The sequence below is a fragment of the Paenibacillus sp. JZ16 genome (genome assembly GCF_015326965.1).
In the GTDB taxonomy this organism is placed as follows: Bacteria; Bacillota; Bacilli; order Paenibacillales; family Paenibacillaceae; genus Paenibacillus_AQ.
In genome coordinates, this window is the sequence record NZ_CP017659.1 from 820,922 (window position 1) to 835,543 (window position 14,622).

Consider the following 14,622-nt stretch of genomic DNA (forward strand, 5'->3'; position numbering starts at 1 on the left):
TAACGCCGTACCTGACTCCCCCTTCAAAATGACGGGAGGACTGGCTGAGATTCCTTTTGGAACCACGGTTACTTTTTCCAAACCGCATCAATCGCTGCCTGGAACGGCCCTTTGTATTTCTCGACGACCGTCGATACCGGGATGCCTTCCATGATTTCCCCTATAAATTCGTAATATGGCATCGATGGGTATCCGCTCTCGGTATCGATCACTTTAATGCTCTCACCGGCCATCTTGGCATTCTGAATATCGTCCTCGTTGCTGAATAAAGTCTCCAGCGTAGATTGTTTCGGATAGTCGTAGATCGAGTCGATATCGTTGATTCTCTCGTAAATATAAATCAGACGTTCGGGATGCTCCACGGCGCTTGGAATCGTCAGGTAATTCGGGATCGTATTATGCGAATGATAACTTGATGCGCTTGGCCCTTTCGGAAATGGGAGGAATCCGATATCGTAATCCGGCATGTCCTGTTTGAAGTTTTCCATTTCATAATCGCTGCCTGCAACCATCAATGTGTTGCCTTGGCGGAAGAATTGGCCCGGCTCGGTCCAGTCTCCCCCTTCCGTTGGCCTCCCGACCGACTCGGTTGCGAGGCGCGACAAGAAGTTCAGCACTTCCAAGGTTTTTGGATCCTCAAGGCCTTGCTTATCGAGAATGACCAGATTCGCTTCGTTCGAGGCCATTGCAGGAACCAGCAAGGAAGCGGTTGCAAGACCCCAAATATCCAACTTGCCGTCGTTATTTGAATCTTTGTTCGCTTCTTTCGCGACTTGAATGAACGTATCCCAATTCCATTTGTCTTCGTTCACGTATTCCTGCAACGGCTTCATGCCCAATTGATTCATTAACGTGCGGTTATAGAAAATGCCAGATGACGCGCCGTTGATGCCCGTCCTGAACCCGTAGCCCCTTCCTTCGTATTGGGAGTACTCGTTCGTGTACTGCTGGATGAATACCTTCTCGTTCTTGGTGTATTCATCCACGGGCGCGAACAAACCTTGATTGACCAGCGTCGGAATCATCCATGGCCTCGCGACCCGGATGATGTCGCCGATCGGTTCGCCCGCCACCAGCGAGGCTGTCACCTTATCCTGGTACTCGCCGAAATCCACGATCACATATTCCATTTTAAAATTATGCTTCTTCATCAGCTCTTCCAAATTCTGTTTCCGTTTAATGTTGTCAGGATTGTCTTCCTGGATCGACTCATCATACCAGGACACCCATTTGATGGTGCGTCCGCCCATATCAAAATCCAATTCCGGCGTGCCGGTTGTTTCTTCCTGGCCGTTTGATTCGTCTGCCGGCTCCTCGTTTTTTGCTTCCGCAGGCGCGTTGACGGCTTCATTCACTTTGCCGGGCTCGACGGTCTTCACGTCGCTGCCCGAGCCGCTGCTGCATGCCGTCATGATCACTAGAATCAGACTGCAGAACAGCAGGCTGATCTTTCGCATCCACATGCGTTATTTCCCCCCTTAATTTTTGGCTGCATGAATATGCAGCGCTTTCATTTTGATGCTCACCAAGATCATATAACTGCTTGCGAAAACGAACCATAGAGAAACTAAACACGATTTGTAATTACTAAAAGTGTTGATGCTCTGGGCAACGCAAAGGGCCGGAAAGTGGAAAGCGCATGAGCGTCGGCTAGACGGTGTGCCCAATCTAAATCCATCATTGGAAAGGATTAACCTCGGGTTCACGTCGTCAAAACGCAAAAGAAGCGCTGCGTACCCGCACACGGGAACACGGCGCTTCTTTTGTTCTTCATGTTCAACAATTCGCACAAACCCAGAAAAGTTGTTGTTCCGTCAGCCTTCCACCAATGCTTCCACCTGCACATTCAGGTGTACGGACGCAAGCGCTGGATTCAGGTCCTTCTCTTCCGTCAAGCCCAGCATCGGTTCACCGTCAACGTCGAAATGTACGCGACGGAGACCCGAGCAGCGGGGCTCTCCGATGCCTGGACGAGCGTGATATACGCTCCAGATCGTTCCTTCCTCGTCCTTCACATAAGAATTGTGTCCTGGCCCGTATTCGCCCGGCACGCTTCTGGAGGTTAGCAGCGGGTAATTTCGCTTCGTCCATTGGTTCGGGTCAAGCAAATCAGCGTCAGAATTGACGCTGAGCATGCCGACGCAATACGTGGCATCGACCAGAGCTCCGGATATCGTCACGAAGATCTTCCGGTCTGTCATGAGTGCAAAGGGCCCTTCTTCCACGAACGTTTGATTGTTCGCCCAGCCGTAATCGGGCTTGGACAGCAGGACAGGCTCCGATATCAGTCTCCACGGTTCCCTCGGATCCGCCTCGGCGATATAGATCCACGAGCCCAAGTCATGCGGTACCAATTCCCTTTGCGCCCAGAGCACATATAAACGGCCTTTCCGCTCTAATACGGTCATGTCCAGCGTTATGCCGGCTTGAAACAGCGGGCTTCCGTCATGCCTGGCGACCCGGATCGGGGTCCCCCAATCCGCAGCCATTCTCGGATTGCCGCCATTCTTTAACCGCATAACATGCGATTGAATGTCTTTGAATTCGCCGCTGCTGCCGGCAAGAAAAATATACAGATCGCCGCCGATGCCATGAAGTTCAGGCGCCCACAGAAATCGCTTCAGATGATCATGCATGCCTGTATCCAGGATTTTGGTTTCTTCTGCCGAGACCAGACCGAATATGGAATCCGCCTCCCGGATCGATATCGTATGGTTGCCGTCGGCATCATTGGTTGCGACAAAATAATACCTTCCGTCCCACTGCGCAATGCAAGGGTCGGCACGGTTCGTCGCCATCGGAAACGTATAGCGATCCTGCCGAATGCTTCCAGAAATGCGATAAGTTCCGGGACGGCTCCAATCGATCTCGGACGCATCCCACTCAATCGGCTTGATCGCGGTGGTGCCGTCACTGTATATCGCCGTCACTTTAACCGCTTGTAACTGTTCTTTGGACGAAACGGCCACACGCTCCGGGAGTTCATTACGCACATGAACCGGTACCGTAAGCTTATGAATCAGCCTCTGAGCCACGCCTCGCGATACACGTATCGCATTGCGGGGCACTGCTCCTTCAATGTCGACGCGTCTCGGGCTTAGCGTGAAAGCTTCGCACGGATTCGGCTTGGCAGCGTCGTCCGGGCATGTCACGTCCGCCATTTCCCTTTGATAATACCTTCCGTCTTCTTCACGCCAACGAAGGACATACCTTCGGGAAGCATGTTCATATTCGCACATGATATCTTGTACACGAAGCCCTTTCGTTAGGTTCAACAGACCGAGCTCCCGATACTGCAGCAAGTCCGGGGAAGTGAACAAAAGCACCGAGCCCTTGCTCTGCTGATCGGGAGAACCGTCCGCTTCCGTCCGAATGGCCAGTACGCCAAAGTTTCCGTCAGCCATGTGGAACAGGTACGGATTCTTCAAACTCTTGGCGGACAGCGTGCCGTTTGAGAGCTCGGCGGCTTTAGCGAACAGCACCCCCGAGTTGTGATTAAGCTCCCGATAACTCATCCCGTCATCGGTGTAAGCGAGATGCATACTATATGCAAGCTTCGGGGAATAGATTTCCGGTTCAAGCGGTTCTCTCGTATAGCAGAGAACGCTGTGAAATTCATTATCCATACGCTGCTTCTTCCCTCCTAACGGATAAGGCTTTTCAAGAATAATCTCTTCCAGCTTTGCACTCGGCTTCGAGTAATGAATATTCACTCCGATCGTCCCGCCGAACAGGAACGTTATATGAGACCTCCGACAGCTTACAACTCTCAAATCTCCATTACGGAAATGGCAATTTTGCCGATCTCAGTATCCGCCTGTTTGATCGTACTAGTCCTCAGCCTAGATCTATCGCAGGAATGGATATGTTGATCGGCTGGACACACAGAATATTTATTTTTCTCTCTTCACTATAATTTTGTACGCGTTACTTTGAAGTAAATTTGATAAGGTTCGTACCCGATATCCCGAATTCGTTTGAACGTGATGACAGGTTCCTGGTTGACTGTCTTGAAGAAATACCGCCAACTCCCCCATTCACGTTCATTTTCGTTCTCGATAGCGGACGCAATATCCTCATCCCTCATATAGAGCTGCTGTTCTGATTCGCACAAGCCTGCCAGCACTTCTGGCCCGTATCGGAAGGCACCTGTTCGTTCGTCGTCCGGTAGCGGAACAAACCGAATGCCGATTGGCAGCATAATCGAGACGGTATCGCCTTCCTTCCATGCTCTGTGAATGTCATAGAAGTTCTCGCTGTCCAGAGTCGTCCCCTGCAGAACGTCATTGACGTACACGGATGCTCCCGCCATGATCCACTCAGGTATGCGTAAGCGGAGCGTGAACGTTGTCGGTGCGGCAGCAGATACAATGAAATCGTATTTGCGAAAAGTAGGTATATTTTCATTTGTCGACGCTGTATCATTAATAGCTTGGTACCCGGCCGTGTTAGACGAGGATAGGAGGCTCCCGCTCATTTTGTCCTGCGTCTGTACGATCCGTATGAGGGTTCCAGCGATACTTGTGTGCAACTCGGAATCGAAATATTGACTGATATAGACGATATCCCCGTCCTGATAATAAATTCCCATGTTCCAGGCCGCATTCGCCTGAACCATCGTGCCGTGGCAGCAGAAGAAGCTGTCGGTTTCCGTGCTCCACTCCTTGCGCAGACCGGCCTTCATGGGGAGGAAATAGGTCAGCAGGCCGGTTCTGGGATAATTATGCTGACTACCAGTCAAACCATATTCCTGATAATAGGCTTGCGCCATAATGCCATTGTATAGATTGTACTCGATATATTGCGCGTAGGTAGGGTCGCCAGATTGACGAAATAAGAAATCTGCTAGTCGGATCATGTTATAGACAGTACAATGCTCCTGATTTTTGTCACCTAGGCGGGCCTTCATCTTCATCTTCGGCATCCAGACCTCTCCAGCGGTTTGACCGCCTGTCGCAAGGCTTCCCCTTTCCGTTACAGCGCAATTCCAATACGCTTGGACGATGGACAGCCACCTGTCGTCTCCGGTAACCTCATAAGCTCTCGCACAGCCGAGCACTTCCGGTATCGTAGTGTTAGCATGCATATTCGTAAGCGGATCCTTGCCCTCCAGCAAGGGTTGAAACAGCCGACTGCGATAATACCGGTCTAACAGCACACGATATTTGTCCGCTCCGGTTATGTGCAACAGATCGGCCCAAACCTCAAGCATTCCGCCTGTCTCCACATCGAGAATATCGTCGAATTGCTCTCTTGTGAATGTGCCGCTCCATTCGACAAACCAGTCCGCGAACCGATCCACGATATCCAGGGCCTGCCGATTACCGGCATATTGCCAGGCATCGACCAACCCCATTAATATTTTGTGCAAATTGTATTGGGGCGCCCAGATGCTTTTTCCGCTTGCAATCCAGTGCAGATATTTTTCGGGAATCGGACCGACCCACTGACCGCCGTTATCGCGTTGGCATTCATGCAATTCATGGACAATAGCATCCAGTTTGGCCTTTAATTCGATGTCGCCGCTTTCTTCATAATGCAACGCCGCACCAGACAACCAATGACCAAGAAAATGGCCGCGCAATTGGCAGACCGGCGTTTCCCAACCGCCGTGCGCACCTTCGGGAATCGTTCTTCCATGAAATCTTCCGGCCTCCAAATGATAATTAAACAACAGATGACCGCTGTCCAGCTTCATCAGATAGCTTCTGTTCGCTCGTTCCCTGCGAATCAGTTCTTGCTCTTTCAAAATGACCTGTTTGCCTCTCAATGCTTTCATTAAGTTCCTCCTTTCGATATGTCGGCAGAACGAGCTATTAATCTTTCAGCCCGGATACCGCAATGCCTTTAATAAAGTATTTTGTCCTAATATAAACAGCATAATAGGCGGAAAGAGAACCATCGTGGCCGCCGCCATCAACAACTCCCATTGAGCTGTGTAATAGCCAATAAATTGCGCCAAGCGCCAGCGTGAACTTAGATTCCTTGTTGATGTAAACAAGCGGGCCCAAAAAATCGTTCCACACACCCAGAAACTGAAACAGCGCAACCACAATGACAGCCGATTTGGATAAAGGAAAAATAACATGCCTGACAATGTAAAAATAACCTTCTCCGTCAACAAGAGCTGCTTCGTCAAGTGATTTGGGGATCGTTCTATGAACTGCCCTATTCATAAAATGTTAAACGCTGCTGGCAAAATCAAGGGCAAATAACTGTTGGATTCGACCACCATTTGCCAACCGGGAAAAGTCGGGATAAGCGTGACAGCAGCCCTCTAACTTCCCCATCGCTCCAGCTGTTACGCAAAGCGGACAGCAGATGGATCAAACCAGCGTGGAGTGAGCATCGCTCTTACGTCTTCGTAAGCTTTGTCGGCATCCAACGGTTGTACCCAGAAGTTGATGAACCACGCTCGGCTCCAGCCGGTATGTCCGACGCCGTTAGCCAGCCTGCGATCCATGTCGTTCGAGCCGCTGCAATCAGCTCTGGCGTGGAATTCACGTTAATACCTTCGCCCGGATAAAACGCAAACAAATGGGAAATGTGCGATGACCCGGCACCACTTTCTCATAATCATCCAACCACTCCCGGCTGGCTGGAGGTAATAAGTAAATATCGGCCGAATTGAAAATAGGTTCAATCAGCCCGTTATCCTCTCAGCCCTCCCTTAAACCGTTTCAGCCTGTCTCCGGTCGACAGCGTGTTTTTTCCCAGGCTATCTTGCAGACTTAGGGGCACCCGGATGAACAGTTCAGTGTAATCTTTACAATGTCGGGCAGCAGCTCAGAATAGGAAACTTGGCTTAATTTCTCCAACGTTCATAAAGATCCATCTTTGTGTTTTCCATATCGTCTATTTCACAGTAAGCATCTGGCGGCGTCATACCACCGCGGAAGGATCGCTCTTGCGGGACATGCCGCGCTGGGCAGAGATCAGATTGTAGTAGATCCCCTGCTTTTTCATCAATTCTCGATGCGTGCCGATTTCGGCGATCCGCCCCTTATCAAGGACGATAAGCCGGTCGGCATTACGCAGCGTAGAGAGACGATGCGCGATAGCGATCGTCGTGCGATTCTTCGTCACCCGTTTCAGTGCCTCCTGGATGGCCGCTTCCGTCTCGATATCAAGCGAAGCCGTCGCCTCGTCCAGAATGAGGATTCGCGGATCGTTCAGCACGGCCCTCGCGATGGCGATCCGCTGACGCTCGCCTCCCGACAGGTTGTTCCCGTTTTCATCCAGTCTCGTGTCGTAACCGTCAGGCAAACTGATGATAAAATCGTGCGCGTTGGCGATTTTGGCCGCCTCGATAATCTCTTCCGGCTTCGCGCCAGGCTTCGCGTATTGAATATTCTCGGCGATCGTCCCGCTGAACAGGAACGTCTCCTGCAGCACGACGCCGATTTGCGAGCGCAAATCCTCCTGCCGGATCCCCCGGATATCGATACCGTCAATCCGAATCTCCCCTTCGTTCGCATCATAGAAACGGGAAATCAGATTGATCGTCGTCGATTTGCCCGATCCGGAATGGCCGACGAGTCCGATCATCTCCCCCGGCTTCACGGTGAGGTTGATCTCCTTCAGAACAGGCTCATACGACCGATAGCCAAAAAAAACGTCGCGGAACTCGATCAAGCCCCGAATCCGGTGGCCCACCGCGTTGTTTGCATCCATGACTTCCGGCTGCTCGTCGATTACCGAGAATACGCGATGCATCGAAATGACCGCATTCGCGATCCAGCGCGGCATGAACATCAGCCAGGAAATCGGCCCGAAAATCATGGCGGCATAAGCGCTGAACTGGATCAGCTCGCCTACGTTCATCTCCCGGCCGATAATCATGTAGCAGCCGATCAGGAGTACGAGATATTGGCCGATCTGAATCAAATAATTCGAGATCGGCGATAAAATGCTGTACAACTTCTCGCTTTTCAACGCAGCAGCAGCGAATTCGCCGTTATATGTCCGGAATCTGCGAATCTCCCGCTCTTCCTGGCCGAAAGCCTTCACGACCCGAATGCCGCTGAGGACATCGTGTAGAAACGAGTTTGCCTTGTCGGAGATGCGCCACTGCTTGTGAAACAGCTTGTTTAGGACATGCCTCCAAATATAGTAGTGCAAATAACCAACGAATGGAGCCGGAAGCAGCACGATCAGCGCCAGCCGCCAATCGGCGGAAAAAAGCAGCGTCGCTGAAGCGATCAGAATGAGCAGTTGGTGGATGGCCGTCGTGCACATTTCCTGAATCAAGTGGCGGATGCGGTCCGTATCGGCCGTCACTCTGTTCATCAGGTCTCCCGCTCGCTGGGACGTCAAAAATCCGAGCGACATGTTCTGAATCCGATCGAACACCGTTTTGCGCAGGTCGGCCGCAATGCCCGTACTGACGCTGGCCATGATCCGGTTTCTGGCAATACCGAGCAGCTCCCCGAAAGCCAGGGTGAACAGCATCCCAAGGAGTGCAAGCCAAAATACCCTTACGCTGGCCTCTTGTCCGGCAGGGGGGAGCAGCGCCGCGTTGACCAGCAGCTTCTGGAAGTAAGGCCCGGCCATCGCCAACGCCGAGGCAGCGATAAGGACACCTAATCCAAGCATCAAGCTTCGCCAGTGTCTTTTGGATATGAGAAGCAGTCGTTTGAATGCAGCTGCCTTACTCATGCATCTGGGACACACCCGCGTACCCGGGACGAGCGCGCTTCCGCATGCCGCGCAAACCGGATCCCCTTCGTCACGATAAATCCGGACGGGGCGATTGGCGGCCATATCGTTCAGGATTTGGGCGATATAGCCGTACCTGGACGCATGCTGCATCGTCACCCTGACGATGATTCGTTTCGTCCCGTTCTCCGTGGCTTCAAGCACCGCATTGCCAACAAACGGCACCAGATGATAATCGCAGGCGTCCGCGATGTTCCCGTGATCCCGCACTTGGCCGTCCTGCACATGCGCCCACCTGCCGCTGCCGATCGCCAGGTACCCCTCCACCCGCCGCCCATCCAGCGACAGGTCGGCAGGGACGCAATAGTCGATCTCCTCTCCGATGACTTGCCGTGCTGCCGCGAAATTCTGCTCCGAAAGCGTGAAGTTTAAATTCATCGATATTCCTCCGTTGCCGCCGTCTACAATCTCGTTTCGATCATGCGGTATTCCTTGTCGCTAAGCTGATCCACGTGCGGGATGACGAACCGGTTACCGTCGACATCGATGATCAGCAGGCGGTTCTCCGCTGCAAACTTGACGCTGCCGCTGCCGTTTCGCACCGTGAACCGGCACCGTCCGGCAGTCGTTTCAACTTCCCAATAGGAATAGCCGAACTCCTCGCTTACGGCAATCACCTTGGTAATTTCCGGGGTAAAATAACGGATCTTCAGCTGCCTTTCAATGATAGAAGCCGTGCTTTGCGGAAAAACGTCAAGATAGCGGATCATACCGATCTCCTTGTTGTCCGCCGTTCGAATCGACAGGAAGGAGCGCTGGTTCGTATGCGGGAAGGAGCAATGAACGTAAACCGGCGAGTGCACCTCGCCTTTGGTCCAGACGGACAGCAGATGGCCCGTCGTCTCCGCAAATTCCGAATTGCTCGGTGTCAAATAACGGATGCCCGCGGCATCCGCCAGCTCCATTCCCTGGTGCTCTTCCATCCTCATGCGATGATTTCCCCTTTCATTTTAAGCGCTTCATCATGTTTGCGAACGAGCTCCCGGTAGACGCCCTCCATCGCCATCAGCTGGTCATGCGTGCCCGCTTCAACGACAGCGCCCTTGTCCATCACGACCAGATAATCGGCTTGCCTTAGCGTGGACAGCCGGTGGGCGATCGCGATCGTGGTCCTTCCTTTGACGAGCGAATCAAGCGACTTCTGGATTTGCAGCTCCGTCTCGGTATCGAGCGAAGCGGTTGCCTCGTCGAGAATGAGCACCTTCGGGTTGTGCAGCACGGCCCGCGCGATCGACAGCCGCTGCTTCTCCCCGCCGGACAAGCTGTAGCCGCCGGAGCCGATCTCCGTATCGTAGCCGTCCGGCAGCTTTTGAATGAAATCGTGCGCGTTCGCGATTTTGGCTGCATGCAGAATGTCTTCCATCCGGCAATCGGGATCGGCGTACGCGATATTTTCTGCGATGCTGCCAGTAAAAATATAGATATCCTGAGAGACGATGCCGATATGACGACGCAGTGAAGCAACCGAAAGCTCCTTGACATTGACGCCGTCGATCCGGATCTCTCCCGCGGTTACGTCGTACAATCGTGACACGAGATTGACCAGCGTCGACTTCCCAGCCCCTGAATGGCCGACGACGCCGATCATTTGCCCGGGTCTCGCGCGCAGGGACACCTGCTTCAAAATCGGTTTGTTCGGCTCATAGCCGAACGAAACGTTGTCGATCTCGATGTCGCCTTTCATTGTCACTAATGAAACGGCTCCGGGACGCTCCGCTACGCTAGGTACGGCGTCCTGGATCTCGAAGATACGCTGCGCAGCCGCCATGCAATTGGACCACCAGCCGATAATATTATTCATGAACTGAATCGGCCCGTACAGCATCATCATATAGTTGACGAACGTAAGCACTGAGCCAAAAGACATCCGGCCTTGCATCACGTACCAACCGCCGAACGCCCAGATCAATATTCCGCCCGCCTGCGTTAGAAAATTGAGAATCGGAAACACGGTTCCGCTCCATTTATTAAAGCGCTGCTCGGCTCCGGAGAATGCATCGTTTGCCTGCTGAAAGCGGCCGATCTCTACCTGTTCTTTACCGAATGCCTTGACGACCCGCGAGCCGCGAACCGAATCGCTGATGATCGAATTCAGAGCGCTTACCTTGCGGTGCCTCCGCCATGACAAGCGCCACAGCTTCGGAAACGCAGTCCGGACAAGCCAGAAGACCAGCGGCATCGGCAGCAGGCAGATCAGCGTAAGCCGCCAATCCATCCACAGGAGCACGGCAATGATGCCGATGATATTCATCGCATTCACGATGAAGTAGGAGAGCCCGTCGACGAAAAAATATTGCAATTCCTGTGCATCGTTGTTCACGCGAGTCATAAGATGGCCGGTCTGCCTGCGCATAAAAAAATCGAGCGACAACCGCTGTAACGAGGTAAATACCGCCGCTTTCAAATCGAAGGCAACCTTTGCCGCCAGCTTTGCGATGATGGTGCCGAACAAGATGCCGAACAACAGCGACAGCGTTCGGAATGCGAGAATGATCACGATGACCAGACCGATCCGCCCCGCAAAAGCGCCATTGCCGGCAAGCGCCTGGTCAAACAGCACGGTGCCCTGGAAATAAGGAATGACGAGACCGGTCGCCGAGTTCAGCAGCATAAACAACACGATAAAAAAGATGGACAGCCTATACTTGCCCGCAAATGACAGCAAACGTGCGAATACCGCATGCCTCTTCATGCATTTCGGACAGAATGGCCTGCCTTCTTCGGGGTACATCAATCCGCATGTCGGGCATGAGACCCCGTCCGATTTTCCGTCAATTTCGAAGGCTTCAAACGGCTCGTTGTTCTTCAATTTATCGAAGGCTTGCGCAAACCGGACGGCCTGATTCATATGGCCGCTTGTGAATGCACCGATCACTCGCTCCTCCTTCTCCTTGGCAACAACCATGCCGGAAGCGACCAGATTAACGATGGTCACGGCTTCGAGCCGTTCGAGGGGAATGCGTTCCCAAGCCCAATCGCCGGAACCCTCTTGCTCCGGCTTGCCGGCAGCTTTGCACCGGCCGGCTGCATAACCCGAAAACGTCTTCTCCTTCGTAACGCCGCTGCCGCGAAAGATGTGGAGGTGTTTTCGGGACAATACGAGATAGCTTTCTGAAAAACCGCCGTCCGGCAGCCGGTCACACTCCATCCCGTGCAGGAGATCAGCAGCTTTTATACCGTTTTGGTCCAAAATGGACACAATGTCCTTCGGCAATAACGTCATGATTTTACCCTTTCGTTTTTGGCTGAAAGTAAAAAGCCCGGCCAACATGGCGCAAGGCTTCCTTCAACATCAGTTATCTTTAAAAAGAAGGTGGGAAAAATGATACAAATCGTTCTTCCATACGGGCCAATCGTGTCCACCGCTTTCCTCATACCAAACGTGAGGAACCCGATGCTCCGACAAATACGCGTGCGTCCGGTCGCTTATCTGCTTCAGATTGTCCTCGTCGCCGCATGACAGCCACAGCAATTTGAGCCGTGCCGACGTTTCTTCCGGATTCGGGACGAGCTGCTCCGGAGATTTCGTATTCGGAGCCGGGGAAAAAGCGCCAATCCATGCGAAGCGGTCAAGATGCTTCAAGCCGATATTCAGGGATTGCCCCCCGCCCATGGACAGCCCCGCAATCGCACGGTTTTCCCGGCCTGTCGATACCGAGTATCGTGACTCGATAAAGGGAATCAGATCGCTTAGCAGATCGATTTCGAACGTCTCGAACGCTTTTATTTTGTCCGGAGCAAACAGGTCCCCTTCCGCCCGATCATTCGGCATCGCACGGCCATTCGGAAACACGACGACCATGGGCGCGAGTTTCCCGTCCGCATATAGATTATCTAGAATCGTCTGCGGATCGCCATGACGGTGCCATTCCGATTCATCACCTCCGATGCCATGCAGCAAATAAAGAACGTTGTACACGTTGTCTTCCGCATATCCCGGAGGCGTGTAAATCATCGCCTTTCGATCATTGCCTACCGTTTCGGATGCATATTCCACCGTTTCGATTTTCCCCCTGGCGATCTCCCGCGGAACGTCGTATCCAGCCGGTGCCGTCTCCTTCATATTCCTCTCCCCTTCATCTTTTTGATTGAGCGCCGCTTGATGTCCAATCAAACTTACCCATGGAGCGTGAAGCTATCTAATGCAATTTTATGGGACGTAACCGAAGCCCAGGATCGTAAATCGCTTATCCTCGTGGCCTTCCGCCATCTGGATCTCTACCGCATGTTCTCCTGACTTCGACTCATTGTACAAAATCACGGCGCTGCAGTGCGTCCAATTGACTTCATGCGGATCGGCGGTCTTCTTCAGCTTCCCGTCTACCCATATCTTCGCGGTCCCGAATGCCCGGCTTCCCGAATCTTTATAAACAAGGATAAGACGCTTGCTCTGGATAGTCATCTTAAAGCTGTGCTCGCCGGAATCGGCCGTATGCATCCAGTTGTGCGGAAATTGCGGCGTCCCGTATGCATGATCGTCCAGCTCCGCCATTTGCAGATCCGTGTCGGTGTCCGAAAAACCGCCAGGATCAATGCGGGCGATGCGATCGCCATTCCTGCGATCGAGCAGCTTCGTTAAAGCGAAGTCATTTCCGATCAGCGGAGGCTGTTCATCCGTCAGGTCCTCCTCGTCGAGGGAGGAACGATCGGTTACTTCGAATAACCAGTCCAAACAATCGGCCATCACCCGATGGCCAGCATTGGTTGGATGATAAATGTCGTAGAAAAACTGTCTTTTCGTAATCACGTTCCCTTGCTCCTTGGTCCATCGGAACTGCTCCGTGACCGCATCCTTCACGCTGACCATCGGAAGATTGTAATGCCAACCGACCGGGGCCAGACGGTCTTGAAGATTCCAGTCGTTCACGAATACGCTGAACAGCAAAATCACCGCGGGTTTGTGATCGGCGCAAAGAGCCTTGAGTACCAGGCTCTCGTAACAATTTCCTTTCGTTTCGTCGCCTGCGTCGTTGACGGCAAACTCAACGATCACGATATCCGGCCGTACCTCCCCTTCTCGAAGCACATCCCGCTCATAGCGGACGATGCCGAGCTCCGACGGCGTACCGCCTACGCCAGCTTTGACAAGACGAATCGGGCTGTCGCCGGCGGGTGCAAATCTTCGCTTGAACAGGTCATAGGATTGGTATGCGTAGCATTGGGAATGGAGAGGGACAGCGCCGGCCCCTTGGGTAATGGAACCGCCGATGTAGGCGATGGTTACGGGCTCGCCCCGCTTCGCTTTTTCGATTGCCGCCTTTAATCGTTTGTTATGACCCGGGCTTATGAGCGATTTCTTAATCATGTCTTGATATGCTTGTGATTCCACATCGACCGGGGGGTCGACTGCAGCCTCGGGGATTTGGTAACCGTCACGAAGATAGAATACGATGCTGACCGTTGCCAACACGCCCTCTCGTTCAAACTCGAAGACGAATTTGCCTGGAACATCGTCATCCGGATATCGATCTTCGTCGTTATCCAGAACCAAGAGCGTTTCCGTGCCGTTCGCTCGACAGGTTATACTCTGCCGGGATCCCGTTTCGTATGGATTCGCATTTCCCCAATTCCAAAATGTGAACAGAACGCTCGATACGTCCCGTTCATGCGCATGAACGGATATTCCGATACTGTCCACCAGCCGGCGAAGACCCCTGCTGCTCTTTAGCAGCTCAAGAATGGCTTCATCCGTCACACCCCCGGTAAATCGGGCTTTATCGACGAGCTGACTCCCGTCCAGGTATATCTCTTGCGCGTACTTCCCATCGGGACGAGTCGTCGCTTCGATGATCGCCTCATACAGGATGTACAGTCCGCTGCGTTTGACTGCAGGATCCTGCGGCGCCACTGGACCTTCCGTTTCATTTCCCGCTGGCGTAAAATGGCCTGCCATCGTTCTTCATC

Annotated in this window: 9 protein-coding genes and 1 pseudogene; all 10 read right to left on the reverse strand. The window is 52.8% G+C overall.

The window, feature by feature from the left end:
- Positions 1-68: 68 nt before the first annotated feature.
- A complete protein-coding gene (locus BJP58_RS03640) occupies positions 69-1,463 on the reverse strand; it encodes an ABC transporter substrate-binding protein (protein WP_194542835.1) in 1,395 nt (464 codons plus the stop codon).
- A gap of 351 nt (positions 1,464-1,814) precedes the next feature.
- Complete coding sequence (locus BJP58_RS03645; RefSeq protein WP_233354948.1) at positions 1,815-3,713, reverse strand: family 43 glycosylhydrolase; 1,899 nt, start codon at positions 3,711-3,713, stop codon at positions 1,815-1,817.
- Between the two features lie 197 nt (positions 3,714-3,910).
- Positions 3,911-5,779, reverse strand: a complete 1,869-nt coding sequence (locus BJP58_RS03650; RefSeq protein WP_194542836.1) for a beta-L-arabinofuranosidase domain-containing protein — start codon at positions 5,777-5,779, stop codon at positions 3,911-3,913.
- Between the two features lie 37 nt (positions 5,780-5,816).
- Positions 5,817-6,176, reverse strand: coding sequence for an ABC transporter permease subunit (locus BJP58_RS03655; protein ID WP_233354949.1), 360 nt, complete (start codon positions 6,174-6,176; stop codon positions 5,817-5,819).
- Between the two features lie 125 nt (positions 6,177-6,301).
- Positions 6,302-6,504: pseudogene (locus BJP58_RS03660) on the reverse strand (glycosyl hydrolase family 95 catalytic domain-containing protein).
- Positions 6,505-6,882: 378 nt separating this feature from the next.
- Entirely contained in the window at positions 6,883-9,096 is a 2,214-nt protein-coding gene (locus BJP58_RS03665; protein WP_194542837.1) for an ABC transporter ATP-binding protein, read from the reverse strand.
- A gap of 23 nt (positions 9,097-9,119) precedes the next feature.
- Positions 9,120-9,647: a DUF1854 domain-containing protein gene (locus tag BJP58_RS03670; protein ID WP_194542838.1), complete on the reverse strand. Its 528-nt coding sequence runs from the start codon at positions 9,645-9,647 to the stop codon at positions 9,120-9,122.
- On the reverse strand, positions 9,644-11,917 hold the full coding sequence (locus BJP58_RS03675) for an ABC transporter ATP-binding protein (RefSeq protein WP_233354950.1): 2,274 nt from the start codon (positions 11,915-11,917) through the stop codon (positions 9,644-9,646). Before BJP58_RS03675 ends, BJP58_RS03670 begins: the two co-directional genes overlap by 4 nt.
- A 93-nt stretch (positions 11,918-12,010) precedes the next feature.
- Complete coding sequence (locus BJP58_RS03680) at positions 12,011-12,781, reverse strand: alpha/beta hydrolase (protein ID WP_194542840.1); 771 nt, start codon at positions 12,779-12,781, stop codon at positions 12,011-12,013.
- An 87-nt stretch (positions 12,782-12,868) separates the two neighbouring features.
- Positions 12,869-14,611 carry an SGNH/GDSL hydrolase family protein gene (locus BJP58_RS03685; protein ID WP_194542841.1) on the reverse strand — a complete coding sequence of 581 codons (1,743 nt, stop codon included), beginning with the start codon at positions 14,609-14,611 and terminating at the stop codon, positions 12,869-12,871.
- Positions 14,612-14,622 lie beyond the last annotated feature (11 nt).

Excerpts from the sequence above, each read along its gene's own strand:
- BJP58_RS03655 (WP_233354949.1), bottom strand. The coding sequence starts at position 6,176 with ATGAATAGGGCAGTTCATAGAACGATCCCCAAATCACTTGACGAAGCA.
- BJP58_RS03665 (WP_194542837.1), bottom strand. The coding sequence starts at position 9,096 with ATGAATTTAAACTTCACGCTTTCGGAGCAGAATTTCGCGGCAGCACGG.
- BJP58_RS03640 (WP_194542835.1), bottom strand. The coding sequence starts at position 1,463 with ATGTGGATGCGAAAGATCAGCCTGCTGTTCTGCAGTCTGATTCTAGTG.
- BJP58_RS03650 (WP_194542836.1), bottom strand. The coding sequence starts at position 5,779 with ATGAAAGCATTGAGAGGCAAACAGGTCATTTTGAAAGAGCAAGAACTG.
- BJP58_RS03685 (WP_194542841.1), bottom strand. The coding sequence starts at position 14,611 with ATGGCAGGCCATTTTACGCCAGCGGGAAATGAAACGGAAGGTCCAGTG.
- BJP58_RS03670 (WP_194542838.1), bottom strand. The coding sequence starts at position 9,647 with ATGAGGATGGAAGAGCACCAGGGAATGGAGCTGGCGGATGCCGCGGGC.
- BJP58_RS03680 (WP_194542840.1), bottom strand. The coding sequence starts at position 12,781 with ATGAAGGAGACGGCACCGGCTGGATACGACGTTCCGCGGGAGATCGCC.